Raw genomic sequence first — 25,812 nt, 5'->3', positions numbered from 1 at the left:
TTACTTTTCCTCGCCAGCATGACGGATCAGCCAGCAGTTATGGATCTGACGGTTACGGGCAAAGTCCTGAGACAACGTCTGAGCGGTAATTTCTTTCGCTTCCAGACCTAATGCACCGAGCGCTTCAAGATCCATTTTAAATCCACGCTTGTTGTTGGAGAACATAATGGTTCCACGACGACGCAGCATACGCTTAAGGTTGCGCATAATATCAATATGATCGCGCTGCACATCAAACGTGGCTTCCATACGTTTTGAATTCGAGAACGTCGGTGGATCAATAAAGATCACATCGTACTGTTCATCGCTGTTATGCAAATAAGACAAACAGTCAGCCTGAACCAAACGATGCTGGCGTCCTGTTAGCCCGTTGGCACGCAGGTTTTTCTCTGCCCATTCGAGATAGGTGCGTGACATATCCACCGTGGTGGTTGAACGTGCGCCGCCTAACCCTGCATGAACGCTAGCCGTTCCGGTATAAGCAAATAGGTTCAGGAAGTCCTTACCGTTACACATTTCGCCCAGCATGCGGCGGGCAATGCGGTGGTCAAGGAACAGACCCGTGTCTAAATAGTCAGTTAAGTTAACCCACAGCTCAGCGTTGTACTCTTTAACCAGCATGAACTCTTCTTTTTGTGCCAGTTTTTCATACTGACTTTTGCCTTTCTGGCGTTCACGGGTTTTCAAGATCAAGCTGTTAGACGGCAAGTTCATCACCGACTGTGTCGCGTTAATCACGTCAAACAGACGCTGACGTGCTTTTTGCGCATCAACGGTTTTCGGCGGCGCATATTCCTGCACCACCACTTTGTCGGCATAGCGATCGACGGCAACGTTGTATTCTGGCAGATCGGCATCATAAACGCGGTAGCATTCAATGCCTTCTTGCTTCGCCCACTTATCAAGCTTCTTCAGATTCTTACGCAGTCGGTTCGCATAATCTTCAGCAATTTGGCCTGCTGGCGCACCCAGAGGGTTCTCTGCAAGCTGATAGTTTTTCTGCACACAGTCCAGCGGGCCGTTTTTCGCCTTAAATTGACGCTCAGCACGCAGCTGTAAACAGCTCAGCAGTTCAGGAGATGCGCTGAACAAAGAGAGTTGCCAGCCGCCAAATGCGCCTTTCATGATGCGACCTAACGCATTGTGCAGCGCAATCAGGGCGGGTTCGCTTTCTAAACGTTCACCGTATGGCGGGTTGCTCAGAACGGTGCCGGTTGGGCCTTCTGGCAGCGGATTTTTCAGGTTGCTTACATCTCCTACGTTGAACGTAATCAGCTCGGAAACGCCAGCACGACGGGCGTTTGCTCGTGCCATTTCAATCACACGGCGATCGTTATCTGAACCGAAGAAACGTGACTGACCTTCCTGTTCTTGCAGACCACGGCGCGCACGCACCTGTGCTTCCGCCATCAGTTCACGCCACAATTCAGGATTATGACCATTCCACGCGGTGAAGCCCCAGTGCTGACGGGTCAGCCCCGGCGCGTGATCGGAAGCCATCATTGCAGCTTCAATCAGCAAAGTACCGGAACCACACATTGGATCGACCATCGGGGTACCGACTTTCCAGCCTGAACGCAGCACAATGGCCGAGGCCAATGTTTCTTTAAGCGGTGCCGCACCGGTGAGGTCGCGGTAGCCACGCTGATGCAGGCCTTCTCCGCTGAGATCTAACGCCACGCTGGCCGTTTCGCGCTGAAGGAAAACGTTAATACGAATATCTGGAGTTTGTTTAGCGACGGTTGGACGCGCATCAATTTTGCGCGTGAAACTATCCACAATCGCATCTTTGACTTTCAACGCGCCATATTGGCTATTGCGAATTTCTTCGTTGGTGCCGGTGAAATGCACGGCAAAGGTCTTATCGACACCAAAAATAGAAGTCCAGTCGATTGCCTGTACACCTAAGTACAGATCCAGATCGCTATAGACTTTAAACTCATTCAGCGGCATCAAAATGCGCGAAGCTAAACGGCTCCAGAGCAGGCTCTGATAGAGCAAACGATCATCCCCTTGGAAATGCACACCGCCTTGAACAATTTGACAGGAGTGCGCACCGAGGGCTTCGAGTTCATTTTTTAACAGTTCTTCTAGACCGCGCGCGGTGCTGGCAAACAGAGATTTCATGTTTTCACTATCACTAAAGAGAATTTACGGAGACTAAAAGCCAGAAAAAGCTTAATAATCAAATGAGTATGCAACTCCATGCATTATAACTAAGCAGCAAGTCACACCGTTTGCTAGGTTCTGACAAATGAATATCAGTAAGTTAATTAGCTATTTTAACCTGTAGGACCCTACATTTGATACTTTTCTATGAAAAACCGCCATCCTTCATTTTATCTTTTTGCCGCCCCCTCTCTTTAGCCTGTTTTTACACAATGCCTAATGCGTAATTTTCAATCTTCCACTTTCTACCAAAAATGCATAAAATATCTACGCAATAAAAATTATAGTTAACGATTTCATAGATATAGATGTGATGAAAAATTTGATCAAAATCATTTTTTTTGCAAAACAACGATTTTAAAATCTCACACCGAATTCATGACCTACCGAAGATATACGATGAAGGAGGAGCTGAAGATGAGCCAAGAAAGCGTGATGACATACGATCGCAACCGTAACGCCATTAAAGTTGGCAGCCGCGTCATGGTGAGTGGTACCGGTGAGATTGGTGTAATTACGGCGATTCACGGTGACAACCTACCCTCAGCGCAAATCCGTCGTTCAAAATGCGTAGATATCGATAACCTCAGCGATCGTTACGTTCCGACCGACCTTGTTCGCTTAGGGATGAACTAATCCGATCTTGCGCTTGAATACTCACCGTTAAGTGCCGGTCGCAGATCTCTCGATCGGCACTGCATCTCTTCCCCCACCGCTCTACATCTACTGATAGCTCTGTACCCATAAAAGAAAACGCCGCGCTATCTGTTCAATATGACATAGGTATCATAAAGTGATCGGCTGAAATTCTTTTAAAACGACGGAACGAGGAAGTGCTGAAATGATCACGTTATCAAAGCTGTATGTTCATCCGATAAAATCCATGCGTGGCTTACAGCTTTCACAGGCTCAGGTTTTGCCAAGTGGTTTAGCATTTGATCGTGCGTTAATGATAACTGAAACTGACGGCACCTTTATTACCGCTCGCCAAAATCCACAGATGGTGACATTCACACCGTCTTTATTACCGAATGGCATAGCTCTCACCGCGCCCGACGGTGAAAGTATTATGGTGTTATGGCGCGACTTTATTAATGAGCAACAACCCACCGAAGTTTGGGGTAATCATTTTACCGCGCTGGTTGCGCCTACTCAGATAAACGTATGGCTTAGCCGTTATTTTAAGCGAGAGGTACAGCTTCGTTGGTTAGGTGATGAACTCAGTCGGCGTGTAAAACGTCACCCAGAAATTCCGCTGACGTTTGCCGACGGCTATCCTTTTTTATTAATTAATGAAGCTTCGTTTCAGAATTTACAGCAGCGCAGCCCAAGTGCCATTCGTATTGAACAGTTTAGACCGAATATCGTCATTAGCGGCGCTCAAGCTTTTGATGAAGATAGCTGGCAGGTTATCCGCATCGGCGAAATTATTTTTGATTTAGTCAAACCATGCAGCCGCTGTATTCTGACCACAGTAAGCACCGACCGTGGGCGTAAACATCCCGCAGGTGAACCGTTAAAAACCTTGCAATCATTCCGCACCGCAGACAATGGTGATGTGGATTTCGGTATGAATATGATCGCGCGCAACGGTGGGGTTATTCGTCAAGGGGATAGCGTTGAAATACTCAGCATTCGTCCCCCTCGCCTTTATTCGGCTGGAGAAACAAACGAATCTCTATCAGTACCCGATACCGGGGAAAAAAGCGTCAAAATTGAATATCAAGGGCAGGTATTTACCGGCAACAACCAGCAGATACTGTTAGAACAGCTTGAAGCTCAAGGTATCCGAATTCCCTATTCTTGTCGGGCTGGATTATGCGGTTCTTGCAAATTAACGCTAAACGAAGGGGAAGTTACGCCGTTGAAGAAAAGCGCCGTTGGCGAGAATGGTCTCATTCTTAGCTGTAGCTGCATTCCCAAAAGCGATATCAAATTAGCCTAGTCGTCGTCTCGCTATAATAGCTATCGTTCTAATAATAGAAATATGCGGGATATTTACTGCCCGCATATATTAAACGGCGTAGGCTAAAATATCTTCAGCGTCAGCGGATGGCTGTACGGCAATTAATCTGTCGTGCATAACCTTAATCGCATCGCCAAGCTGCATCGCTTTACCTGCCAGCTGCAAATAAGGCTGGGCTAAAAGACATAAACTGGCACTATCTCCAGACTCAACCACCAGCAAACGCGCCTGCTCAGCAGTATTGGAAACCTGCACTGCAACCACTTCACCTAATGCCGGACTCACTGAGCAAGACTGTGGGGCAAAGTGCCAACTTTTTGGCATTAGCGGTTTCAAAAAACGCTGCGCAACTAATGCATTTAGTATTAATTCTGCACATTGTTCTTTTTTTAATCCCGTCTGGCGGCTTCGTTCTTCAAACTGGTAATAGAGCGCTGCATCATCAACGCAAAATGAGCATTCTTCGAAAGCATCTGGCGTCAGCATTTTGGCCGCAAAGCGGGATCGAAAGATCATTCCGTTGGCTAAATCCAACATCAAACGATCGTGTTCCTCATCAAAATACCAGCGCCAGTTATCGCCCGGTTTTATATTCATAACATCCCTCTTCTGCATCGACCATCAGGATCGTGATTCGACTGTTGCCCGTGTCATTAATACGACCAAATCATGCGTTGATTAAATTAGCGTGACTCGTTTGGACAATTAATTGGCAGAACGGTTGAAATATAGACTACCCCGGAGAAGAAATAAACCCCCGAGGCAAATAGGCAGGCAAATAATTAGATGTAGTTAACGATATCTTTAATCAGACCAGGTCCTTTAAAGATAAAACCTGAATAGATTTGAACCAATGAAGCACCGGCATCTATTTTTTCTCTGGCTGCAATAACGGAGTCGATCCCGCCAACACCAATGATCGGTAAGCGCCCCTGCAACTCTTTAGATAGCTGACGCACAATTTCCGTACTGTGCAGCTGTAAAGGACGTCCGCTAAGCCCGCCCATCTGATCGCAGTAATTAAAGCCGTTAACTAATTTACGATCTAAGGTGGTATTCGTTGCAATAACCCCATCTATATTATGGCGAACCAAACTATCTGCGACCTGAATCAATTCCTCATGAGAAAGATCTGGCGCGATCTTCACCGCAATAGGAACATATTTATGGTGTTTCTGTTGTAGCTCGATCTGTTTTGCTTTTATCGCGGTTAATAGATCGTCTAATGCTTCACCATATTGCAAGGTTCTTAAACCCGGCGTATTTGGTGAGGAGATATTTATCGCAATGTAACCCGCATAGGAGTAAACCTTTTCCATGCAGATTAAATAATCGTCTTTACCCTGCTCAACCGGCGTATCTTTATTCTTGCCAATATTGATCCCTAACACGCCGCCAAAATGAGATTTTTTGACGTTCTCGACCAGATTATCAACCCCGTGGTTATTAAACCCCATGCGGTTAATTAAGCCTTCAGCTTCAACAAGGCGGAATAAACGTGGCTTATCATTACCTGATTGAGCGCGAGGCGTTACGGTGCCAACCTCTATGAATCCAAATCCCATTGCGCCTAGCGCATCGATACATTCGCCATCTTTATCTAAACCCGCAGCAAGGCCAAGCGGATTTTTGAAAGATAATCCCATGCATGTTACCGGCTTAGAAGCCACTGACTGACGAACCAGAAACTCCAGCGGAGTGCCCGTAATACGGCGAAGCTGCTTAAAGGTGAATTCGTGCGCGCGCTCTGGATCGAGCTGGAAAAGTGCCTTTCTAACGAAGGGGTAAAGCATGGTATCTCCTGAGTCCCGGTGGCAAGTCTGAGCTGTATTCTTCACAATAAATCATATTATCGTATTAATTCAGCGTGTTAGCAGGTTTATCCATCATTTCAATTTCATTATTTCTGTACATTTTTCGACGTTTTAGTATATTTTTTTACTCTCAGCACCCCACACTGCACCCCAAGGTTTTCAAATGGCGTACTTTAGTATTGAGAAAAGAGAGCGAGCCGATGGAACACCACGTTATCGCTGTACTGTTGGTGTTCGGCAAAATGGTAAATATCTTTTCCGAGAAAGTAAAACGTTTGCGCGTCAAGCTCAGGCAAAAAGCTGGGGCGCTCGCATGGTTCAGGAAATTGAAACCAATGGCATACCTGATGCCCGGTCCTCTAAAACAATTGGTGATTTAATCCGTGATTACTTAGAGCACCCCAATATAAAGCAAAAAGTCGGGCGAGATAAATTGGATGTTCTCACTAGACTGCAAAAGTTTGCGATCTCCAACGTACCTCTATCCTCCATCGTTTCAAATACGTTTATTGAGCACTGCCGCTTCAGATCAGCTTCTGGCGCATCACCTGCCACTGTTTCTCATGACCTAGCCTATATGGGCTCTGTTTTATCTGCCGCAAAGCCTCTCTTTGACATTGACGTGAACCTAGATAGTTTGAGCGTTGCTAGATCAGCTCTTTCGAGCATGGGAGTAACTGGACAATCTAAACGTCGCAGTCGTAGGCCGTCAGCTGAAGAGTTCGATAGGCTCTACGATGGAATGCGCGACCGCGCCAAAAGATCCTATAAGGGTATTCCGTACGACGATATCTTTATGTTTTCAATTCTGTCATGTATGCGCGTTGGGGAAGTTTGTGCCATTCGGTGGGATGATATTAACGAAGAACAAAAGGCGGTATTGGTTCGCGACCGTAAAGATCCACGTAAAAAAGAAGGTAACCACATGATGGTACCTTTACTTGGTGAAGCATGGGAAATTGTTCAGCGGCAACCAAAAAGTGATGACAGAATTTTCCCTTATCCCCCCAAGGGGATTACGCTGGTCTATAGGGACGTTCGAAACGAGTTAGGCATTGAAGATCTGCGCTATCACGACTTACGTAGAGAAGGTGCAAGCCGCCTATTTGAAGCGGGATTTAGCATCGAAGAAGTAGCGCAAGTGACTGGGCATCGAACTCTAAACGTTTTATGGCAGGTATATACTGAGCTATACCCTAAATCACTCCATGAAAAATTTGATGCTCTGCAAAAAAAACCGCTTTAATAAAAAACAATCCCTCTCGACAACACTGTATGAATACACATATACTGTGTAAATAAACAGTTATTAACGAGAGGCGATAACATGGCAGATATAAAGAAAAAATCCACTAGTGACGTAGCCCAGATAACAAACAAAGACGACAAAGCTAAAGCTCTGGCCGCTGCAATTGGTCAAATTGAAAAAGCATTTGGCAAAGGTTCCATAATGCGTCTGGGAGATAACAAAACTCTTGATATCGAAGCTATATCTACCGGCTCAATCACTCTAGACGCTGCTCTTGGTATTGGTGGCTTGCCTATGGGTCGTGTTGTTGAAATCTTTGGACCTGAGTCATCAGGAAAAACCACACTTACTCTATCTGTTATCGCTGCGGCGCAAAAAGCAGGGAAGATGTGCGCATTTATCGATGCTGAACATGCCCTCGATCCAATTTATGCACAAAAACTCGGCGTAAACACAAATGAGCTGCTCATTTCTCAGCCAGATACAGGCGAACAAGCATTAGAAATCTGTGATGCCTTAGTCCGCTCTGGTGCTGTGAACGTGATTATTGTCGATTCAGTTGCTGCATTGACACCTAAAGCAGAGATCGAAGGCGAGATGGGGGACTCTCACGTAGGTCTACAGGCTCGCCTTATGTCTCAAGCTCTGCGCAAAATGACGGGTAACATTAAAAATGCCAACTGTCTGGTGATTTTCATCAACCAAATTCGTTTGAAGATTGGCGTAATGTTTGGGAATCCAGAAACGACCACTGGTGGCAATGCACTAAAATTCTATTCTTCCGTTCGTCTTGATATTCGACGTATTGGTGCGATTAAAGATGGTGACGAAGTTCTTGGCAATGAAACCCGCGTTAAAGTGGTTAAAAACAAAGTTTCACCGCCCTTCCGTCAAGCTGAATTCCAGATCCTTTATGGGCAAGGGATATCACATGAAGGCGAGCTCGTTGAGCTTGGAGTAAAGCTTAAAATCATTGGTAAAGCTGGTGCGTGGTATGAGTATAACGGTGGGAAGATTGGGCAAGGTAGAGCTAATGCGATGAAGTATTTAGCGGAGAATTCAGAGGTAGCGCAAGAGATCGAGCAAAAAATCAGAGATCTGGTTCTTGCGAAACCACTCCCTGTCACTAGTGATATTGGTGAGGAGATTGTAGAAAGTACCGCCGATGAAGAAGTTGAACTTACCGATATTTAAGGCTGCTTTTCTGAGGTAGATACGGGGAAATCCCGTATCTACACACAATAAAATATCCCATTGATTCTCGTTGATTTCTTAGTTTTACTCCGTACAATCCGCGCCTGACAATATCCATTTGAATCACTTAAACGCATTAGCGATCCACTGGTATTGTCACTGCGCCGGAGTCTTGCATACGCTCCGGCGCAAACTTATGAAATGCTAGCGAACTCATTCCTTACTCAAGAGCAGATCAACCTTTCCCTTCAAATCCGCTAACGCCCTACTCAACTTTTCCCTCTCCGACTTCTCAGCCTTTAAGGCTGCGACCAGAAAACCAATCACCCCCATAGGCTCAACACCATATGTTAAGTTAGACAAATCATCATTTGCTTTAAGACCGATAAAATCGCCATCTTCATTGTATTGTGGTATTGGTTCTGCTTTAGTGCTTATTATGTCAGGAAGAATCTCTTTAAACTCTTGAGCAATAATTCCCGCCGAAGGTAAATCTGTATCTCTAAATTTGTAGGTATACCCATTAACTTTATCTAATTTAGAGAGTGGGTCGTCGATAGTCTCAATATCGTATTTTGCATCTCTATCACATGTTTGAGTTAGGGATATGCATGAAATATTGCCCGGCGATACAAATTGGCCTGTCTTTAAAAATTGGTAATATTTTTCTGTCCCAGAAATACCATTCGTTGAAACAGCAAGAGTCCAATCACCACCACGCTCGTTGTAACAAGATCCCATTACCGTATTATTTTTATTGCGAACTCTAAGCATGCCGAATGTATCAGAAACATTCTCCTGTACTCCAACAGCCTCAATCACCCCCTCAAACGCTGATGATGGATAGAGCGGATTCTCGTTCGTATTTGTTGGGCTCGATGACGATGGCAGAGACGTTAACATGACAACCCAAGGATTCCATGAATTATGATCACCATCCAATGTCCTTAATGAGAATAAACATCTCCCATTGTTATATGTGTACTTTCCCCCAAGTTGCATTCGGTAGCTTTCACTAGAACCCGCAAAGTCAGCAAATATACCATTGAACGCTGGCGTTGGCGGATTTTCCGATGTTTGATATCCGAACCATGAAGAGTTGGCGGGCATATCATTAAATGATTTTTTAGCCGACACAGTATTATGTTTGCTGAAACCAAAAACAGAATAGTAGTTATCGTCAAAATTACCTGCTGCCCATCCATGTTGGGTTCCAGCTTGTGTATTTTTATTTAAGGTTGCGCTTAAACCGAGGTATTCGCGAACGCCATCCGCATCTTTTGATTTAGAAAGATCCGTAAGAATATCGCTTTTATCTTGCTTCTTATCGATGTCCTCAGACATCTTTGTAAAGCTCTTAATCGTTACTTTAGTGCCATCCGGCGCAGTAAGTGCAATATCGCCCGTTCCGGTCATAATTTGCTGCCAGCCGTCCATCTGCGCTTGATAGTATCCAAGCGTAGCCGCGAGTTGATTAGCCCATGCCGCTGTACTGGCGGACTCTGCCACCAAGATCGAATATTTGGAATTAGTGAACATTTTATAGATTGGCTGGGCCAGTTCTATCGACGTATCGCTGATGACACGCTTAACCTGATAAACGCCATCAACCCCTGCATTAGAGGATACAAACAGCACGGAGCCATTCGTAATGCCGACCTTCGCATCGCTCCACTTTGTGCCGGTGCCGGTAATAGTGGTTGCATTCAATGCGCCCGTGATCGTGCCTGTCGTGTATAAAGACATAATATTTGCTCCAATAAAAAACCCGCCGAAGCGGGTTATTAAGATTTAATCCATGTAAGCTGTTTCGATATAAACCTGATAATCGAGCCGAGGTGTAAGCGATGTATTCCAAGACCACGTACCGGAGCCGCCGAAGTTTCCAAAAGCCTGCGCACGCAAGCCATCAGAAAAACCGGTAATCACGCTAAACGCACTACCACCGTTACGCTTTATCGTTCCGGTGATTGATGGGCAAACAGCTATCGAACGGCCTGCAACAATGCTGGTATTTGGCATTGCATGGGCATCTGTAATGGCGACGGTTCGAATAAATAGTGGATTATCCAGCGATGACCATTCAACGGCGCCAGCCTCATTTCTAATGACTGCCCCATACTCTGGCGCAATACCGGTAGTCCCAACCCCCATCAGGTATACAATAGCGGGTTTACTGACAGCAGCACCTGACGGCGGCGGCGCAAGTATGAGCCCTACCTGAGAGCCAGAAACAGAGGCTAGCAAAGCCACATTCGCTTCATATCCGCCCTCTATTCGAACAAAAGGGATCGTAGTTTGGGGATTTGGAATGTTAATGATTAACGGGCTTTGCCCTGCCGGAGGCACAATGACACGCTGGCGAGAAATCAGCGAAAAATTGCGCAGGGTTGTATCGTATATTGTCCTGTCCTTATCATTTTTCAGTTCAACGTAAAATGGCATAGCCTATTTCTCCACCAAGCAAATAAAGATATACCCCGATGAAGAAGCATCGGAAGCAATGCTTGTCCATGAAATTGTATTTCCGCTTATTTTGGGATGAATATATGCGCCTATCGCGCCACCTGATCCCGACACGGCATAAGTTAAGTTATATACATTCAAATCTACGCTCGGATAGCTTTTACTCCCATTTCTATTTGCACTAGTAATCATAATGCTATCGAGAAAAAAAGAGCGCCCATCAATGGCACTCGTTTCAATCCCTTTTTCGTTGTAGACAAAAACACCATAACTTCCCATTAAGGTTTATACCCCGCTGCAAAACGCCTAACGCCATTTGGGTCATATACACCAATACCATTCGAATCAAACACGGAGCGACCGCCGCCTGGTAACGCCGAGTTCATTTCTAACACGCCATTCTTATCGATGCGCCAGCCAGACTTACCCGCGACGTAATTGTTAGACTGAATATAGCTACCGATTTTGGCGTTAGTAATAGATGCATCTTGGATGAGCGCGGAAACAATGAAGGTTTGCGAACCTTGAATGAAGAATGGCAACGTATACCCGTTAGTGGCAGGATTTAACACAGCGAATTGATCAGCACTGGCTAAAATACGTGTGCTCACCGTCCCTGCCGCGTTTACTTCGGCCCCAATTGACAAACCGGCTGCATAATATTTCCCTTTATACGTGATACCGGCACCCATGCTGTAAACGGAACTACCCGTTCCATCTTTGTTAAAGATAGTTTGGCCGCGAACTTGAATAGCCGCCGTGTTTTCTCCGACCGTCGATGTTAAGCCGGTTATTTTTTCCGATAAGGCTTTATCACTATCTGCAACGGTTTTTTCTAAGGCAGTGATATTGCTATTAGTGGTATCAGTTTTTGAATTGAGTTGGGTAATCTTCTGCGCTGTAGCCTCATTATCTTTTGCTACGGTTTCGCGGAACTCAGTTAAATCTGAGCTTGTTTTATCCGTCTGCGTTTTTAACTGAGTAACTGCCGTTGCTCTTGCCTCTGTTTCATCAGCGACAAGTTGCTGGGTTTCGATTATTTCCGCCTTACGGTCGCCGTTCTGCACCATCCAGCGGCGCACATCGGCATCATTTGCCAGCGCATTCTGTATTGCAGCATCGGCTGCGGATTGAAGCTGAGCATTCGAATCAACTAGATTTTTGTCGATCTCTTTGAATACATCGGACTCCTCAATCCCTTTTTTAACTTCATCGGCGATCCATTCAACATCGGTGCTCGACTCACCAAGAACCCACTCAATCCAGTCACCCTGATTCCCCGTCTTATCTACCAATCGAGCGCGATAGAAGAAAGACTGTCCTGCTTTCAGGCCCATCTGCTGATAGCCGCGCTGGGGATACGGAATATCTGATAGAAGCATGGCTCCGTCTTCAGCGTTTTTATCGTTGTATTGAATCTCAGTTTTAAGGGTATCTTCCGCTCCCTCAGGAAAATTCCACGAAAGCTGTATGCCAAAAACTAGCGGATCAGTTTTGAAACCAACCGGCTGCGGCGGCTTCCCTTCTTTACCCTTAAGTTCAGTTTCTAACGAGCTAGCCCATAGCGATGAAATATCACTGGCGTTGATAGCACGAACGCGCACCAAATAACGACCCGCGTAAATACCAGGAACCTCGAAGCCCAGTGCCGACGTGCGCGGGACTGATACCCAGTTACCGTTATCTTTTCGCCACTCAGCCTCATAAGCGATCGCATTCTTCACCGCGTTCCACGTTGCACGCAGCGTAGTCACCGCAATACCTTGGTTGACGCTTGAATAGCTGGTAATGAGAACATTTTCTGGTGCTACCTGAACACCCGGAGGAATAACAGAAATGGGACGTTCGTCTATGCGTGCGCCGGTATCAATCCGCGCATATTTGTCCGGGTCATGGTAAGCCCCAACGATGGTGTATGTGTTGTCGTTGTTGTCTGCCACACTCACAACGCGGTAGAGCTGCACAGCGAGTTCATCAGCATCAACTGCCCATACTGATTCGGCCTGCGGAGTTTCACTGTAGCTTGTTGTTACAGTGACGAGACGACCATTTACCGACTGCACCGTTCTGGCCTGACTGATACCGGAAGGTAGATTAACGATCAAGCGGTCACCGCTCTTAATGTCTGGCTCGCGGTCAAGGCGAACATTTCGCCCTTCAACGCTGCTAATACGGCCTCCCATGACTCGCCCTGAGAGCATCTGATCGGCAACGCCAATAATATGCCCCGGAAACGGGATTAAACCATCGAGTCCAACGGAAAACTCAACCGTTCTATCTTGGCTATTACTCAATAATGCCCAACGGCCACGGCGATTAGCCTCGCTTTGTCGCGTACAACCAATGGCCGTGATCTCGGTCTGATTCACCCCATAGCGACGTACTAATGTATTTTCGAACACAGACTCGACAGCATCGGCATAATGATTGGCTGGGTCTGACCATCCCACCATGGCTGTGGTGTACCGTGTGCGTTCGCTCGAGGCTGAGTAGGCAAACTTCCCATTGATAACGTTGGCGCGCGTATATGTATAATCCAAGTCTCGCGGCATATCTGCCAATGTCACTATCTGGTTTTGCCCGTAACAGGTCATACCGCGGAATATCGCGGCAAAGTCCGTTAGAACGGTCCACGCATCTTCACGCGACTGAATGTACACATCACACTTAAAGCGCGGCTCCATTCCTCCACCGCCGCGACCATCGGGCACCAGTTGATCACAATACTGCGCGATACGATAAAGCTCCGATTCATCCACCTGCGTGGAGTCAATGCGTTGGCCTAAACCGTACCGATCAGAGATCAGGATGTCATAGAACACCCATGCTGGGTTATCAGTCCATGCCCACTTGAACCCGCCCGTCCAGACACCAGAGTATTGTCGCGTCACCGAGTCATAATTATCCGGCACTCTGACAATCATCATCTTGGGTCGGCATGTTACTTTAGGGATGTTTTGAAACTGCTTAGCGTTAAATTCTACGTAGAGCAGCGCAGTGTTTGGATAGCGTAATTTGGCATCGATAACTTCAGTGTAAGCCTCAACATTCATCGTATCGGCAATACGACCGCTATTAGCGTTGGCGGTGAGACGGCGAACACGCAACTGCCAGCCGGTTGTCGCTATGGGTAAGTCAATACGGTGGCTTCGCTCATAAAGCGTTGTCGTTTTACCATCAACCGCAGATTTGAGCACCTCGCGATATGCGCCACCGTCCGTGGCCACATCGATAGCGTATTCAATTTTGTAGCCGTTCACATCGCCGTTATCTTTTTGCTGCTGCAATGCAGGCCAGCCGAACCGCAAACGCACTGCAGATAACTGGGTATTGTTAACCGCACGCACCCACGGCGCCGAGCTCTTAAGTTCGGTGCCAATGGTGATTTCATTCTCAACAGCAGGGACACCTTTGATATATTCCTGCGATTGGGTGCCGGGGCGAAACTCCCAACTTACCCCCTCGAAATTCGAGCTACCGTCCTCATTAGTGAGCGGCGTTCCATCTAGGAAGATATTGGTACCATCAAGGCCACCAGCCCATTCCCCCTCACCCAATGCGAGCAATATTTTGGCAATGGCCATCGACTGGATACTATCGGGTGATTCCACAGGCGTATGCCCACTACCACCGCCACCTTTATGGCCTTTAATCTCGTTTATCATATTTCACCCATAAAAAAACCCGCCGTAGCGGGTTATTTCAATAACAAGTGTGTTTAATAACGTATATGAATTAGTCTATTTCCTACTCACATGATTTTATAACTTCTATGCGGTTATCGGCTAAAACATACGCTCCACCTACAGTTTTATAAAACGCAGCTTTGCTCTTCTCTCCAGAAGTAATGTCTACAAACATCGTATCATGCCAAGTAAAAACAGTTATTCGCTCAACACCTCGCTCTGTATGTGTAGTATTGTCTCGTTCTAATAAAGCTCTAGTGTTAGTCCACCCTTCATAAATACATGATGCCAAATCATTGGATGTTTTATTGCTTTCCAACGTAAATATAGCTTTACCTTCTCTAGCTTCATTCGGCGTAGACATGCATCCCGCGAGCATTATTGTGACAAAAAAAACTAACATTATTCTCATTGTTCATATCCCAATCTAAATATTACTGCTTACTGTATCAAATCGTATGCAGAGTATCCTGAAAAATAGAATGGATAAAGAACAAGAAAGTTAATTTATTGCTGGTCCTCTGTATATATCCCAGCGGATATTATAGCGCCGCCTATTTCGCGCTGCCCATAGCCAATAGATACAGGATTTCCTTGAGCTGTACTATTAACTGGCCCACCGAATGCGTAACTAGGTTTATTGTCTGGATCTTGTCGCATGCGAATGCCTGATTGTTGTGGAGAAAGCATTTGAACTACTCCACCTAGGGCCATAGAAGCGCCCGTCAATGCTAACGCTCCGCCCCATGTTCCAGCTGCCGAGAATGCAGCAAAACCGGCAGGTCCTGTTAACATCGCCGCACCAATTAGCGCCACTCCAAGGATCGTTTGGAATAACCCGCCGCGCTTACTACCTATAACAACAGGCACTAAATGAATGGTCTCACTCCCCTTAGTCATTTCTATTTCTTCTAAGCTAACGCTTCGCTTACCTACAAAAACAGCAAAGGTTAAACCTCTCTGATGCGCCTCAAGTAGATATTTTTCAAAGTTCGGTATCAGATTTTTAGCAGCACTCACCATTTTAGGGACATTATGAGCACGGTATTTAAACTCACGCCCAAACTCAGTAATCAATGAGCCATGAAAACGTAGCGTACGAAGAGGAATTTCTACAAATGCCATAGTTGCTCCATATATTTCATATATTAATAGTTAAAGCGGGGATCAGTAGCTTTCGTTTAATTAGATAGACTCATATGCCTGACTATCTTCACAGTTCGATCTTTCCAGTACCCACCGTAGGGAACACGCTGGCTCAACATGCCGTACATATGATGCAATAGCATCCCATCATCTAGCAGAATACCGGCATGATTCGCGACCGGCGCTGAGACCTGCATAATCACCATATCACTCGGTCTAGGTGGACCGCTAAACTCACGAAAACCGCATTCGTACCAGTTATCAAGATAGAGATTTTCGCTTCCTGACTCCCACCATGGATGATCAACGCGGTAATCATTGAGCACAATGCCATGCGTTTGCCGGAAATAGCTCATAACCAGCCCCCAGCAATCGGTATGCCCCAGCACAAAAGCGCGACCCACCAGCGGCAATTCCCCACGTGGCATAACAGTGCGCAAGTCCCCCTCCGGATAACTCACGATATGCCACGGTATTGCCATCGCATCACATTGCGCCTTATCCAGCTCACTCGGTTGCGTAGTGGCATCGGGATGACTATGCACAATCCCCGTTACGGTTCCCCATTCTTCTGCTGTAATATAATCCTCGGGAGATAAATGAAACTGCTCCGTTGGGTTTTCCGCAATATTACGGCAGGGGAAGTAACGCTCGACGCGTGATTTCTGCGCCACCACGCCACAGCATTCAGCCGGATAAACCTCTGCGGCATGGGCCACGATAGCCTGTATCGTTTTCTCTCTCATACTATTGCCTTATCAGTGCTGCACCCGGAAAGCCGCCAAACGGCACCGGATTGTTTTCACCATGCCGCTTTTGACAATCGCTGAGTAACCCACCGCATTTATCCTGACTCGGATCATCAACCGGCTGCCCATTCTCATCAAAGTAGCGCGTGCCCACGTAATCACACCCTTTACCCGTTCGGTACCAACCGCGTGAGCACCATGTACACAGCGAGTGGATCTGGCGCGTCGGTATTTGCAGGCCACGTAAATCGGCAGGGCTCGCCAGCTCAAACTCAACGGTTTCATCGTTTTCGAGTGATTTACGGTCGATATAGTAAACCTGCTTTTTTTCCTGCTCGGGATCTGCGGTAGGATTGCCTTCGGGGAAGTTATTTGCATCGAGATAATGTGCCAGCGTGTCGTGAATAGTCACTTTAGCCTGCGCCATATCTTCAAAGCGTAGACAAAGCGCAGTAATCGAACCGTTTAAGTTAGCAAGGGTCAATGTAGGCTGGGCTGTGCTACCACTCGTCGCCATTTCTAATCCTTCTATTTGGCAAGGCCATGCACCGTATTCTTTTCCTTGCCACCAGATAGATTTTGCGGCGAGCTTAGCGTTATCCCCACCAGCCGCAGTGATTTCTTCCGGCGTATGAGACAGGTTATAAGCATGAAAACGCAATACTTCATCCAAACCAAATGCGGAGCCATCGACTTCAAACAAACGAACTGTATTACCCGGCTCCAATTTTTGATAATCACTATGTAGTGACATTAGACCTCCACAGCTGAAAAGGTTTGCTCAAAAGTCGCCGAGACTGTTGCTTGCGTTTTGCCGTTAGGAATTAATCGGATTGAATCTGCGCTGATAATGTACAACCCTTTATCACCATGCGGAGGCGTCCAAATAAATGCCTTAGTACAGTGACGACGACAAAAATCACGGATCGCAATGGCCACGCTCAGAGAGCCACGAAAAGAATAAGAAAACTTTATCCGCTCTGAGTTAATGCCACTTTCAGATACCTGCTTATATCCATCACCAAATTGCACCTCGCGTATTGTTCTGGCGTACTCCGTCGTGGGCTGTCCTGCGATCTGTGTAGGCCACATAAAAGTTTCAATTGCCATGAGCGTTCCTCAATGAATACGCTGATTAACGACCTTTCATCGCGTTAAAAAGCTGTCCTCCCGGACGAAGGGATTTACTAATATTGTCCTGACAAAACTGATCGAGCATTTTCATCATGGTTTTGCTCACAGCTTCATTGCCACCAGATGACTTAGATGTGGCTGATCCGTCATTTTGTAAAATAACGGTATTATGGAAAACGGGGCTTCCGCCGCCGCCACTTCCCGCAACCACACCTAGTTTTCCATTGGCGCCACGGCGTAAAGGTAAAATAGCCTCAGGGCCAGCTTCTCCCATGACACCGCCCCCTTTAGCGAATGCAAAAAACGTCGGCTTATCGACAACCGAACCACTGTATGCGCTCAAACTTGCGGAGGAATACACCCCGCCTTTTGCATTGGCCTCAATGCCGCCCCATCCCATCGCACCAGCCAAGGATTTAACGCCATTTACTAGAGCCATTTTTACGAGAATTTCAGTCAACATACTGAGAATGGAACTGGTAAAGGATTTGAAGTCTGCTTTACCCGTCGTCAAAAAGGTGGTGAGTTGAGAACTTAAACCGGTCAGTGCTTGCCCTCCGGCATCTTTCATCACGCTATAAGCATCTGTTGCTGCATCTGCATAATCCGCCCAGGCTTTTTGCCCTCCGGCCTGCCAATTCGATCGCAACTGGTCCTCTTGCTCCCACGTTTTTCGCTGAGCATCTAGCATTTCATTGAGACGAGGATTATCTTTCTGACCTGAAAGCAGTTGAGAGCGCTCGAGTCCTCGCTGCACCTCTCGGCTGGACTTTGTTTGGCTAGCCAGCAATGCGTCCCGCTTAGTTTGCTGCTGAAGAAGATACTTATCGGCCTGATCATTGAGGCGATTTAATCGCTCCTGTAAAACAACCTCGTCACCTACCGCGGCAACGCGGGCTTTATATGCCAATACACTCGACTTGCTGGCTAATAACGATTGTTCCTGCGTGGTGAGTTGGCGCTTAGTCGCAGCGGCCTCTAATACCGCGAATTGCGCCTGCGATTTCCATAAGTCTTTGCGCTGCTGGCTGATAACATCTGTCACCGCCTTGTGTTGTTGCAGAACCACCAGCTGCGCCTGCAGCGCTTGTAAATCAGCTTGGCTTGATTCCTCTGCCTTATCACCCACCGGCGCTTTATACTGGGGTCCTTTACGCACTTTGCTCGCCTGCTCTTTGGCAAAGCGCGCATTTTCACGCTTAACCGCCTCATCTTTTGCAGACTGTGATGCGTAGGAATTCTTGATCCGCAAAATCTCACGCTGATGTTTTTCCTCCGAGGTTTCATACTGCCGCTTGAGATCCTGGTCACTTTGAAATTGGCGCTTTTGTCGCTCCTGCTCTTTTTGCTCAGCGGCTGCTCGCGCTGCAGTCACTGAATCCTGATAGGATTTCTCACTCAGTTCACCCAGTTCTTTTTGCAGGCGGGTAACCAGCGCCTTTTGGCTACTGACCCGCTGAGTCTCTTGCTGCGAGATCAGAGAGTCATTTTTACGCCCATAGCCATATCCCGTGGAGTCCGCCGCCCCCCCACGTTGCAGACTATCTAGATCCTTTTGAGCTCGCTCGAGCTGTTGGCGGGTAGACTCTACCTTGTCTTTTAGTGTGCTCTCACGCCCGACATTCAGCATCTGATCCCACGCGCCGGATGCAGCATTGCCTAACCATTTCCACGCGCTCTCCAAGTCTCCGAGATTATTTTTAATATCGGCACTTCGAGCACGCATAGCATTAGCGTAGGTGTCCATCGCTATCCGAGCAGCATCCGTTGTACGTCCCTGCTCTGCCAGTGTAGTGATCTGCTCGAGTTGGGTTGCCGTTAGAAAGTGCAGCGTTTTATCCAGTTCCAAAACCGACTGCACGGGATCATCCTGCAAGCGTTTAAACTGCCTGATTGTCTCATCCACGGACTGGCCTACGCTGGCCTGCATCTTAGCGGCAGTATCTGCAATCATCGTAACGGCATTGCCAGAAAAACTACCGCTGCCCACCACTGAGGCTAACGCACTCGACATGGCGCCCTGAGTGATACCGCCGCCCGACAGTGATTTCGCCATAGACTGTAGTTCAGCCGATGTTTTACTCGCATAATTACCCGTTAGAATCAGTTGCCGATTAAAGGCCACGGCTTCTTCTGAACCTTGGTACCATGCTTTTCCCAGCACATAGACCGCTGTTGCAATCCCTCCCACAACGGCGGCTAAGCCTAATCCGCGTAGGCTCATCAATTGTTCTATCCATCCAGCACGGTTCGCCAAGGTAATGCCTGACCCTCGCAAGGCCCCAAAGTTACCTCGAGCCAGTTCCCCCACCAAAACACCCAGTTCACGACGCGCTGCCGCACTTTGTATGCCAAGGTTGCGGGTTGCTGTTTTAGCTGTCTCTAATTTGCGGATATACAGTTCTGCCGCATCACCAGCCCCGACTTGAGCCGCTTTGAAGCGCAAAAGCTCAGTACCAGAAAGTTTCTGTGCGACAACCTGAGATTTTAGCTGCTGTAAAAATCGCGCTTTTTGCTTACCAGCCTCCGCCTCTGCCAGTGCCGTTTCTTTAATACGTGCGGAAGAATGCGATAGAAGAGTGAGATAGTCTTGCTGGGTAATGTTGCCATTTTTCCGCGCGGCACGGATCTGTTCCTGAATGCGCCCAAGCGATTGCATCCCGTTACTCAGCTGCTTGGTACCATCAATTTGTCGAAAAAATGAGGCCGTCAGCGCATCCTGATCGCGACCTAATGCCGAGCTCTGAGACTGACTCTCCTGTAATTTTCGGTTCAACTCCGCGACACGTCGGTGAGTTTCATCGACCGCTTTGGATGCTTTTTCCCAATCCTTTTTGAGCGTATCGGCCGTAGAAGACTGCTGAGATTTAACCTCGCTCATTACCCGAGCATTGGTATCCCCCATCCCTTTGATTGCGTTGGTTTGACTATCCACCAGCTTACGCATTCGATCCGATGAACCATCTGCATCTTTCCCCATGCCTGATAGTTGCCCACGGATACGCGCCATTTGCTCTTTAAACGTGGCAGTATCTACATCGAGATTAATAACTAAGTCGCTAATTTGTTGGGACATATCGAACTCCCCCGTAGGCACCTTCACCGATCAGCATAAGTTCATCATCCGTTTTAACCTCTTCACGTTCTGGCTGGGAAAGCAGGCTAAAATCTTCAGCGCGTATTTCGCCCCCACTCGCGAACACGGTCACAAGCATCTCTTTCATCGTGGCAAACTCCGCATCCAGTAACTGGTCACTAAACGGAGTTAGCGCAAAATAATTTGCCCAATCTGAGAACTCGGTGGCGCTCATTTCACTGAGCATACGGCGCCAGTCTGGGCGCCGAAACTCATGAGCCAGACGCTGTGCAAATGCCCGCTCGCGGGCCGCTATTTTGCCAGCGGCTTTTCCTCTACCGGCTCAACGGTATCAGGCGAGGGAGCAGCCTCGTCTGCTGACTTGGGATGCATGCCGCTAAGCGCTAGCACTATTTCCACCGCTTCGTTAATTGCTTCGCTAGGCCATGTTTTTTGGATAGTTTGGTGAAGCTCATTTTCATCGCACTCTGGTGTTTCATGGGATAACGAGCGAGAAATCAGCCATGCATTTACATCCACATTAAGACGCACAAGCTGCGCTGTATGACGTAAACTTTCGCTTCCCTCATCGCTAATGGCTTCTTTCGAGGCTAAATAATCAAAATACTCCACGCGCTGTAATGCCGAGATTTGGTGCAATACGACAGACTGGCCGTTGTACTTAAACGTTTCTTTTTTCAAAAACATGACAAATACCTATAAAAAAGGCCCCAGTCAGGGGCCATTGAAATGAAATAGAGAGAAGTTACGCCACGGTAAACGTTGCTATGGCCACATGTTGACCATCATTCGTCATGCCGATAATTTCGACTTTTCCCGCCTTAACACCCGTGACCGTAGCAACCTTATCCTTTACCACGACGGTCGCCGTTTTTAGATCTGATGATGCAACCCGCAAAGTGTTATCCGTGGCATTGTCTGGCTGAATCGCGAACGTGACACTTTCAGAGGCGCCAACCGCAATATTGCCGGTCGCAGGGGTGACGGTTACCCCAGTGACAGGGACTGCCGGTGTGCGTAAATCTTCAGCCAGTGACGGCTTGCCTGAGTTGGTAACTTTTACCGTACGGGTAATGACTTCTTTCGCTGGGATCGCTTTGCCTAGGCTACTAATCCAACCACGGAACACATCAACCGCACCGTTGGGATATTTGATTTTATAGCCACGAACATCCCCTTCAGTAAACCATTCAACCAACCCTTGTTGGCCACTCTCTCCGGGTTTCCACGCGAGGGTAAAACTGGTATCCCCAGCAGATTTCTCTCCTTGCGCCGTGCTGCTCCAATCGGCGTTTTCATCATCGAGATAGGTATCATCATAGGATTCGGCGGTCATTTCGCCGGGTTGAAGATCTTTAATTTTCGCCAAACGCGACCAATCAGCATCGCTTAACGGGTTTCCATAAGGGTCACCCTTGCCGGTATAGAGCCATAGCGTGGTACCCGCACCTTTTACCGGTGCCAGTGGGTTAGGTGTTGTCATATAACATCCTTACATTGAATAAGTGAGAAGATAAGTCAGATCAACCGAGCCCCACGTCGCCATCTCCTCATCACGTTGGTAGTCATAACCTTGGGGGGTCATCGTCTCAATCAGGGTATCGAGCGTTGGGATATTGGACAGTGCGGGATAAATGTGCGACTCCATCCAGCTATCTAGCGCACTGTCTGGCTGGGCCGATTTAAGAAACACCTCAACATGTAACGCTGCTTGCCAACTATCCTCATCCAAGGTGTCTCCGGTGTATTCCGCATCAGAGAGATAAACGGCAACAGCGGGAAGATCTTGCTCATCAAGAAAGGCAGGGCGCCCATCAAACCATGTCACTGGCTCAGTAATTTCACGTTGAAGCTGTGACGTTACGGCCTGACGGATCTGGGTATGTTTGCTCATCGTTTGATATGTAGTCTCAGTTGATTTTTCAGCGCCGAGGCCAACTCTTTTGGCATGTCGCTATCGATAAGTTGTGACGACGATGCCATAAATGCTTCGGTCAACGGCCCAGACAGGGGGACCTTCACCACATCAATGGGATAACGGGCACGCCCAACACGGCGCATCACTTGCCAGCGGCCATTAGCTAGTTGCTGAATAAAAGCATTGCGAAAGGTGTAGGGCCCCACTTTAAGTACGCTGCCCTTACCGTGTTTGGCCTCTCTGCGACGAGAGAGACGCACACGCGCAGCGCCTAATTTAATCGCCGGAAGGTTGCCTCGATTTATTTTGATCGACGCAATTGGACGATCCGGTTTGGCCTTCCTTAATCGAGCTCGCTGCCTGACCAATTTGACAGGGAGCCCCTTTCGCCGGTTGTCATCCACTCGCGCTTCTTTTGCTACCTTACGCGTGCTGTGACTAATGGCTCGCGCGGCCACACGATTGACGGCCTGCGCCGTTGCCGTGGGCACCATTATCCGACTCAAGCTATTCAGATTTAGGATCGCCTGTTCAAGCCCTTTAACTGACATAGCGCTACTCCAGCCAAATCTGAGGTTTTCCATTAAAGAGCTGATGACGGGTGACGATATAGGACCCATCATCCACCACCACGTTGTCGTTGCGGCGTGGTGAATATGCCAATGAAAAAACCACTAATGAAACACCATCCCCCTGCACAGGGCCCATTTCAGGCAATAGATGAGACTCAACGGCCGTATAAGACTGCCCATTGATGGTGACCGCTTTGCCAAAGCGTTCAGCGGTCACACGATCCATTTTTGCCGTGAGCTGCACAAACGGGCTAGCCATTGAGTTTCACTTCAATCATGACGCTATTTTTATCAGCAGCCTCCCATGCAATACCTGCGGCCACCGCATCAGTAGCGTCCAATTGAATTTTCCCATCTTTTAGCGCCACTTTTTTCCCCATAGGGATCACGTCTGCCGCTAATTTTGGTAGCAAAAAGACACCGCTTACCATTGCGGCCCCTGCATCTCCCACGGGAATATCAGTAATTGCCACACCGACAATATCGCCAATTACGATAGGTTCACCGCTGGAAATTAGGTCGGCGTTACCATTAACAACCTCGATCACATTGCCATCTTGCACAAAATTCGTAGCCATACTCTTTGCTCCACGGCCCCAATGGGGCCGGATTTTAGGTATAAAAAAAGCCCGTTAGGGCTGTTCACATCACATGTGTGGAATGTTATTTGCCGCTTGAATACACCAAACCGCGATGATCTAACGGAGCTACACCGGCATCAATACGGACCTTAGTGGCAATCCCGTCAGTATTAAAGCCTTCTTGCTGATCGATATAGGGCACATCCACACCATTAAGATAAGCAACCTCAATCGTATCCGTCCCTTTAGCCGCCGCCAGATACCATGCGGCTGCATCTTTATCATCCAGACGGGCTTCACTGATGACGGTTGCAAAGTTCTGGATTGGGTTGATGATCCCCGCGTTGATATCAGCACCTTTGACGCTTACAGACTTAATCGTCTGATTAGCGAGTGTTTCTAGCGCTGTTGGTACCAGCATAAATGCTGGACGGATATTAAGGCTTCGATCACCTTCTTTTTGGGTTCGCATCAACAAGCGGGCTTTGTCCAAATTAGCGACATCAATCGCCCCAGTGCTTACGTTCTTGTGGTCTGGACTGAAGAGTTTTTTACCATCAGACAGCACGGCGTTCGCCGTAAGAATTTCATAAACCAGATCGCCAATGGTCGCCTTCGCTGCTCGGCCCATTTTCATCGGGACATCAGTTAACTGGTTTAGATCATCGTTAATCAGTGCCTGACGCGTAATTGAGAAAATTTCACCGTAGGTTGCCAAGGCAATTGACTCACCACGATCTTTGGTTGTGATGTATTTATACTCTGCCCCCTCTCGAACCTTTCGCAGGGAAGGGAAGCCCCCTAAACCTACACGATGAGCGGTTTTAAAGTCCGACAACTGCCCTTTTTTAGTCCAGATCTCGAAGGTTTCCTCCGCCTCTTCCCACCCTTGCAAGATCGACTTATTCGCGACATCGAGCAGGATATTGCCAAAATCCGATGTACTGTGGGTTAGCGCCAGCCCCACCATTTGAACAGGATTCAACGAGGACACGCCAATACCGCGCTCAGTCAGTGACATACGTGCATATTCACGCAATGTCATACCGTTGTAGACGTTATCATTCTGACGTTCTTCATAGCCTGCACGCGCCATAATCGCCTGACGAATACCGTCACCGGTGAAATTACCGTTACTCGCATGAATAAGGTTATGAGGCGTGTTCTTATTTGATGGCGTCGCATCTTTGCCCAATTCAGCAAGCAGTTTATCTTTCGCTTGCTCGACAGAACATTCGATATCCTCAATACAGGATGCCTGCAGGGTTTGATGCTTACCGCCAAACATCGCAAACAGGTCTTTAATACCATTAATGCGCTGTTTTTGTTCTTCTCGCGCCTGAGCGCGGATAGCGTTCTCATCAACCGTGGCTGGCGCAGCAGTCGGAGCTGCCTGTGGTGTTGATACGGGGGCTTGGGCCTTTGGCGCAATAATCATATTCTTTAATGAATTAGGCATGGAATCAAAATCCTCAATACGTTTTGAATGAATGCAAGCCATTGCCTGCACAGATGTTGTCAGTTGATCAGCAAAACCATGCTCCACACACTCTCGTCCAGAAAGCCATGTTTCAGCGCTCAGCATGTCGGCTAATTCGTCAGTAGTCTTGCCGGTTTTCTTGGCATATGCGGGGATAAGCACCGTTTCGACCTTATCAAGGAGATCGGCGTAATCACGCATATCATCCGCATCGCCCCCCGTAATGCCCCACGGCTTGTGGATCATCATCATCGCATTTTCAGGCATGATGATAGGGTTACCGACCATCGCAATAACTGAAGCCATCGATGCGGCCAGCCCATCGATATAGACCGTTTTGCTCGCAGGGTGGCTGTTAAGTAAGTTGTAAATGGCAATGCCATCAAACACATCTCCACCCGGCGAGTGAATATGTAAGTTGATATGGTCTAACTCGCCCAGCGCTTTCAATGTGCTAGCAAACTGCCGCGCACTCACTCCCCAATAACCGATCTCATCAAAGATATAAATATCAGCAGACCGTTCTCCACTGGCTTTCATTCGAAACCAGTTTTTCTCCCCGTTCGCAGCCGCTCGCGGAGTCATAAACAC

Annotated in this window: 24 protein-coding genes and 1 pseudogene; 4 read left to right on the top strand and 21 right to left on the bottom strand. The window is 47.6% G+C overall.

Annotation, left to right across the window (positions count from 1 at the left end; genetic code table 11):
* The gene (gene rlmKL / locus RSC70_RS00240; RefSeq protein WP_332541269.1) at positions 1 to 2,127 is read right to left on the bottom strand and encodes a bifunctional 23S rRNA (guanine(2069)-N(7))-methyltransferase RlmK/23S rRNA (guanine(2445)-N(2))-methyltransferase RlmL; all 2,127 of its coding nucleotides are present in this window, start codon (positions 2,125 to 2,127) and stop codon (positions 1 to 3) included.
* Positions 2,128 to 2,601: 474 nt separating this feature from the next.
* On the opposite strand from rlmKL, the gene ydfZ reads away from it, so the two are divergent.
* Complete coding sequence (ydfZ, locus tag RSC70_RS00235; protein ID WP_130997858.1) at positions 2,602 to 2,805, top strand: putative selenium delivery protein YdfZ; 204 nt, start codon at positions 2,602 to 2,604, stop codon at positions 2,803 to 2,805.
* A gap of 205 nt (positions 2,806 to 3,010) precedes the next feature.
* On the top strand, positions 3,011 to 4,114 hold the full coding sequence (locus RSC70_RS00230; RefSeq protein ID WP_234618977.1) for a YcbX family protein: 1,104 nt from the start codon (positions 3,011 to 3,013) through the stop codon (positions 4,112 to 4,114).
* Between the two features lie 69 nt (positions 4,115 to 4,183).
* On the opposite strand, the gene RSC70_RS00225 is transcribed toward RSC70_RS00230, so the two are convergent.
* Complete coding sequence (locus tag RSC70_RS00225) at positions 4,184 to 4,732, bottom strand: cell division protein ZapC (protein WP_332541267.1); 549 nt, start codon at positions 4,730 to 4,732, stop codon at positions 4,184 to 4,186.
* 185 nt (positions 4,733 to 4,917) lie between these two features.
* The gene (gene pyrD, locus RSC70_RS00220) at positions 4,918 to 5,928 is read right to left on the bottom strand and encodes a quinone-dependent dihydroorotate dehydrogenase (RefSeq protein ID WP_040045924.1); all 1,011 of its coding nucleotides are present in this window, start codon (positions 5,926 to 5,928) and stop codon (positions 4,918 to 4,920) included.
* 184 nt (positions 5,929 to 6,112) lie between these two features.
* Between pyrD and RSC70_RS00215 the strand changes: the two genes are divergently transcribed.
* Together RSC70_RS00215 and recA are read left to right on the top strand one after the other, a co-directional pair.
* Complete coding sequence (locus tag RSC70_RS00215; RefSeq protein ID WP_282814746.1) at positions 6,113 to 7,195, top strand: tyrosine-type recombinase/integrase; 1,083 nt, start codon at positions 6,113 to 6,115, stop codon at positions 7,193 to 7,195.
* 81 nt (positions 7,196 to 7,276) lie between these two features.
* Positions 7,277 to 8,305, top strand: a pseudogene (gene recA / locus RSC70_RS00210) (recombinase RecA); the annotation flags it as partial.
* A 300-nt stretch (positions 8,306 to 8,605) separates the two neighbouring features.
* On the opposite strand, the gene RSC70_RS00205 reads toward recA, so the two are convergent.
* The 18 genes from RSC70_RS00205 to RSC70_RS00120 all read right to left on the bottom strand — a co-directional run bounded on the left by RSC70_RS00205 (position 8,606) and on the right by RSC70_RS00120 (position 25,806).
* Positions 8,606 to 10,138 (bottom strand): tail fiber domain-containing protein, encoded by a 1,533-nt coding sequence (locus RSC70_RS00205; protein ID WP_332541265.1) that lies wholly within the window; start codon positions 10,136 to 10,138, stop codon positions 8,606 to 8,608.
* Between the two features lie 45 nt (positions 10,139 to 10,183).
* On the bottom strand, positions 10,184 to 10,837 hold the full coding sequence (locus RSC70_RS00200; RefSeq protein ID WP_332541263.1) for a hypothetical protein: 654 nt from the start codon (positions 10,835 to 10,837) through the stop codon (positions 10,184 to 10,186).
* 3 nt (positions 10,838 to 10,840) lie between these two features.
* Complete coding sequence (locus RSC70_RS00195; protein ID WP_131000384.1) at positions 10,841 to 11,137, bottom strand: hypothetical protein; 297 nt, start codon at positions 11,135 to 11,137, stop codon at positions 10,841 to 10,843.
* Positions 11,137 to 14,523 (bottom strand): host specificity protein J, encoded by a 3,387-nt coding sequence (locus RSC70_RS00190; RefSeq protein WP_332541261.1) that lies wholly within the window; start codon positions 14,521 to 14,523, stop codon positions 11,137 to 11,139. Before RSC70_RS00190 ends, RSC70_RS00195 begins: the two co-directional genes overlap by 1 nt.
* An 82-nt stretch (positions 14,524 to 14,605) precedes the next feature.
* Positions 14,606 to 14,908: a hypothetical protein gene (locus RSC70_RS00185; RefSeq protein ID WP_332541260.1), complete on the bottom strand. Its 303-nt coding sequence runs from the start codon at positions 14,906 to 14,908 to the stop codon at positions 14,606 to 14,608.
* A 143-nt stretch (positions 14,909 to 15,051) separates the two neighbouring features.
* Positions 15,052 to 15,669: a tail assembly protein gene (locus RSC70_RS00180; protein ID WP_332541258.1), complete on the bottom strand. Its 618-nt coding sequence runs from the start codon at positions 15,667 to 15,669 to the stop codon at positions 15,052 to 15,054.
* Between the two features lie 56 nt (positions 15,670 to 15,725).
* Complete coding sequence (locus tag RSC70_RS00175; protein WP_332541257.1) at positions 15,726 to 16,436, bottom strand: C40 family peptidase; 711 nt, start codon at positions 16,434 to 16,436, stop codon at positions 15,726 to 15,728.
* A 1-nt stretch (position 16,437) separates the two neighbouring features.
* The gene (locus RSC70_RS00170; RefSeq protein WP_332541256.1) at positions 16,438 to 17,193 is read right to left on the bottom strand and encodes a phage minor tail protein L; all 756 of its coding nucleotides are present in this window, start codon (positions 17,191 to 17,193) and stop codon (positions 16,438 to 16,440) included.
* Positions 17,193 to 17,549 carry a phage tail protein gene (locus RSC70_RS00165; RefSeq protein WP_095661694.1) on the bottom strand — a complete coding sequence of 119 codons (357 nt, stop codon included), beginning with the start codon at positions 17,547 to 17,549 and terminating at the stop codon, positions 17,193 to 17,195. The genes RSC70_RS00170 and RSC70_RS00165 overlap by 1 nt, the downstream gene beginning before the upstream one ends.
* A 25-nt stretch (positions 17,550 to 17,574) precedes the next feature.
* Positions 17,575 to 20,649 (bottom strand): phage tail tape measure protein, encoded by a 3,075-nt coding sequence (locus RSC70_RS00160; protein ID WP_332541254.1) that lies wholly within the window; start codon positions 20,647 to 20,649, stop codon positions 17,575 to 17,577.
* Positions 20,633 to 20,896: a phage tail assembly protein T gene (locus RSC70_RS00155; RefSeq protein WP_051874090.1), complete on the bottom strand. Its 264-nt coding sequence runs from the start codon at positions 20,894 to 20,896 to the stop codon at positions 20,633 to 20,635. The genes RSC70_RS00160 and RSC70_RS00155 overlap by 17 nt, the downstream gene beginning before the upstream one ends.
* A 65-nt stretch (positions 20,897 to 20,961) precedes the next feature.
* Positions 20,962 to 21,357, bottom strand: coding sequence for a phage tail assembly chaperone G (gene gpG / locus RSC70_RS00150; protein WP_043491641.1), 396 nt, complete (start codon positions 21,355 to 21,357; stop codon positions 20,962 to 20,964).
* Positions 21,358 to 21,415: 58 nt separating this feature from the next.
* Entirely contained in the window at positions 21,416 to 22,153 is a 738-nt protein-coding gene (locus RSC70_RS00145; RefSeq protein WP_043491639.1) for a phage tail protein, read from the bottom strand.
* A 9-nt stretch (positions 22,154 to 22,162) separates the two neighbouring features.
* The gene (locus RSC70_RS00140; RefSeq protein WP_043491637.1) at positions 22,163 to 22,564 is read right to left on the bottom strand and encodes a phage minor tail U family protein; all 402 of its coding nucleotides are present in this window, start codon (positions 22,562 to 22,564) and stop codon (positions 22,163 to 22,165) included.
* Entirely contained in the window at positions 22,561 to 23,139 is a 579-nt protein-coding gene (locus RSC70_RS00135) for a phage tail protein (RefSeq protein ID WP_043491634.1), read from the bottom strand. The genes RSC70_RS00140 and RSC70_RS00135 overlap by 4 nt, the downstream gene beginning before the upstream one ends.
* Positions 23,140 to 23,143: 4 nt before the next feature.
* Positions 23,144 to 23,419: a hypothetical protein gene (locus tag RSC70_RS00130; RefSeq protein ID WP_043491631.1), complete on the bottom strand. Its 276-nt coding sequence runs from the start codon at positions 23,417 to 23,419 to the stop codon at positions 23,144 to 23,146.
* Positions 23,412 to 23,738: a DUF2190 family protein gene (locus RSC70_RS00125; RefSeq protein ID WP_332541251.1), complete on the bottom strand. Its 327-nt coding sequence runs from the start codon at positions 23,736 to 23,738 to the stop codon at positions 23,412 to 23,414. Before RSC70_RS00125 ends, RSC70_RS00130 begins: the two co-directional genes overlap by 8 nt.
* Before the next feature lie 85 nt (positions 23,739 to 23,823).
* Complete coding sequence (locus RSC70_RS00120; RefSeq protein ID WP_332541554.1) at positions 23,824 to 25,806, bottom strand: ClpP-like prohead protease/major capsid protein fusion protein; 1,983 nt, start codon at positions 25,804 to 25,806, stop codon at positions 23,824 to 23,826.
* Positions 25,807 to 25,812 lie beyond the last annotated feature (6 nt).

This window comes from Hafnia sp. (assembly GCF_036648275.1).
Lineage (GTDB): Bacteria > Pseudomonadota > Gammaproteobacteria > Enterobacterales > Enterobacteriaceae > Hafnia > Hafnia alvei.
The sequence above is the reverse complement of the archived record's forward strand: the minus strand, read 5'-3'. Positions and strand labels throughout refer to the sequence as shown.